This window comes from Nocardioides sp. CFH 31398, from assembly GCF_022436705.1.
Classification (GTDB): domain Bacteria; phylum Actinomycetota; class Actinomycetes; order Propionibacteriales; family Nocardioidaceae; genus Nocardioides.
In genome coordinates this window covers 1-2,632 of sequence record NZ_JAKUHT010000049.1, presented here as the reverse complement: position 1 = coordinate 2,632, position 2,632 = coordinate 1, and the positions used below count along the sequence as shown (strand labels likewise).

Annotated in this window: 1 protein-coding gene and 1 pseudogene; both read left to right on the top strand. The window is 71.6% G+C overall.

Annotation, left to right across the window (positions count from 1 at the left end):
• Positions 1-642, top strand: a pseudogene (locus tag MJ876_RS21375) (HNH endonuclease); the annotation flags it as partial.
• Positions 643-790: 148 nt separating this feature from the next.
• Positions 791-2,632: family 16 glycosylhydrolase (locus tag MJ876_RS21370; RefSeq protein ID WP_240239500.1), on the top strand; the 1,842-nt coding region annotated here is incomplete at its 3' end.

The window sequence follows — 2,632 nt, the reverse complement described above, 5'->3', positions numbered from 1 at the left end:
GACATCCCCGCCCTGCACGCCTCGATCCTCGACGCCGTCCTCGACGCGATCGGGAACCCCACCCGTCCACCAGATCCACAGAACCCCTTCGGCCTCGAGGAGCCCGCGGTCGACGGTCAGCACCTCACCGGCCCCGAGCGCCGCGGACAGGCCCTGTGCACCCTGCTCGAGAAGCTCGACACCACCGACCTGCCCCACCGCCACGGCAACGCCGTGACCGTCGCGGTCCTCATCGACGCCGAGAAGCTCCGTGACGACCTCGAAGCCGCCGGGTTCGCGACCACCACGAGCGGTGTCGACATCACCCTGGAGCAGGCACGCCGCCTGGCGTGCAACGCGGGGATCCACCCCTACGTGCTGTCGGGGAAGTCCGTCGTCCTCGACGCCGGCCGCTCCCGCCGCCTCATCGAGGGCGCCCTGCGCCGCGCCGCCGAGATCGCCCACCACACCTGCCAGGCCCGCGGCTGCACCATCCCCGCCGCCTGGTGCGACGGCCACCACCTCCACGCCTGGGCGAAGGGCGGCACCACCCGCCTTGCGGACGTCGCCCTGCTCTGCCCCCACCACCACCGACGAGCCCACGACCCCCGCTACGACACCCACTGGGCCGACGGCGAAGCCACCTTCCACCTCCGCACGTAGACCGACGGACGGAGGTGCCAAACGGAGAAGAATCGCAGGTCAGCAGGCGTGTCGCTGACTTTTGCGGTTTTCCAGCAACAAGCCTGAGCAGACCTCACGATTTCTCTCGAGTCCGACCCGCGGACCCCGAAGCCCGGAGAAGTCGTCCATGTCCCTTCCTCCCGCACGCAGTCCCCGCGGAGCCGCCGCGCGCCGTGTCCGTCGTCTGCTCGCGGCCACGAGCGTGTCGCTCGTCGTGGTCGCCGGCACCGTCGCCACGGACGCCGCGGCCACGACCCCGACGTCCGCCGGTGCGGTGTCGGCGGGTGCCCTCGAGCCCGGTGTCGCCGAGAGCGACTGGACGCTGCTCGACTCCGAGGAATTCACCTCCTTCGACCGCAGCCGGTGGCACGTCTACGACACCCGCTCGAACGGCGACGCCTCGCACGTGTTCCGCCCGTGGCGGGCGAAGGTCCGTCAGGGGGCGCTGCAGCTGAGCAGCGGGATGGGCAAGAACGGCGTCTGGTCGTCGGGCACGGTCGGCGGCTGGGGTTGGCAGGCCGCGACGCTGCGTGAGGGCCGGGTCGACATGCGGGTGCGGACCTCTGCGGGAGCGGGGGTCGAGACGAACCTGATGCTGTGGCCGGACTCGGCGTCGAAGCCGCCGGCGCTGGAGCTGTACTCCAGCCCGGCGACCTGGGGATCGCGCCAGCAGGCGGTGCAGCAGACGCACTACAAGAAGGTCGACGGCACCAGCGCGCGGAAGTCCTCCACGCGCCGGGGCAACTTCACCCAGTGGCGCACGGTGAGCGTGCGGTGGGACGCCTCGAAGGTCATCTACCTCATCGACGGCGTCGTGACCCGCATCGACCGCTCCGCCGAGCTGATCCCCACCGGGCGTCTGTGGCCGCTGCTGCAGACCGTCGTGCACCGCACCGCCACGGGGAAGGTCCCGACCAGCGCCGGCAGAGCGACCACCAGCATCGACTGGATCAAGGTCTACGGCTGGAACCTCCCCGTCGTCGGGACCGACCCGACGCCGGAGCCCGAGCCGGACCCGACGCCGGACCCGACGCCGGACCCGACGCCGGACCCGACGCCGGACCCGACGCCGGACCCGCAGCCGGAGCCGACACCGGACCCCACCCCGATCACCGACCCGCAGCCGGAGCCGACGCCGGAGCCCACGCCGGACCCGCAGCCGGAGCCGACGCCGGAGCCCACGCCGGACCCGCAGCCGGAGCCCGAGCCCACGCCGGACCCGCAGCCCGAGCCCGAGCCCACGCCGGACCCGCAGCCGCAGCCCGAGCCGACGCCGGACCCGCAGCCCGAGCCCGAGCCCGAGCCCGGCGACGGGTGGGTCAGTGTCGGCCGGGACGACTTCAACGGCAGCTCGCTCGACACGTCGCGCTGGACGCCCTTCTACGGCACCCCCGGCTGCTGCCGCGACACCGTCTGGCACGGCTCGCAGGTGGAGGTCTCGAACGGTGAGCTCGTGCTGCACAACCGGATGACTCCGGACGGGTGGCGCAGCGGCGGCATCGGTGGCTGGAAGTGGAAGGACACGGTCCAGCAGTACGGCCGCATCGACACCCGCATCCGCTTCGACAAGGGGATGGGCTTCTCCGCCGCGGCGCTGACCTGGCCCACCGACGGCAGCTGGCCCCCCGAGATCGACTTCTACGAGATCTACGAGTCGCGCGGCAACCGCGACATGATGGCGCAGAGCACCCACTACAAGAACCCCAGCTCCTCGACCGGCCGGGGCGTGGACCAGAAGTTCAACCGCGGTCTCGACTTCTCGCAGTGGCAGACCATCAGCATGCGGTGGTCGGCGGACGAGCTGTCCTACTGGATCAACGGCGAGAAGGTCCACAGCGTCACGGACGTCAACAAGATCCCGCACAAGGCCATGTGGATCGGCTTCCAGACCCACGTCCACAAGATGAACGGCGCCTGGCCGACCATGCCCGAGGGCCAGGACACCGTCGCCCTGCGCGTCGACTACGTC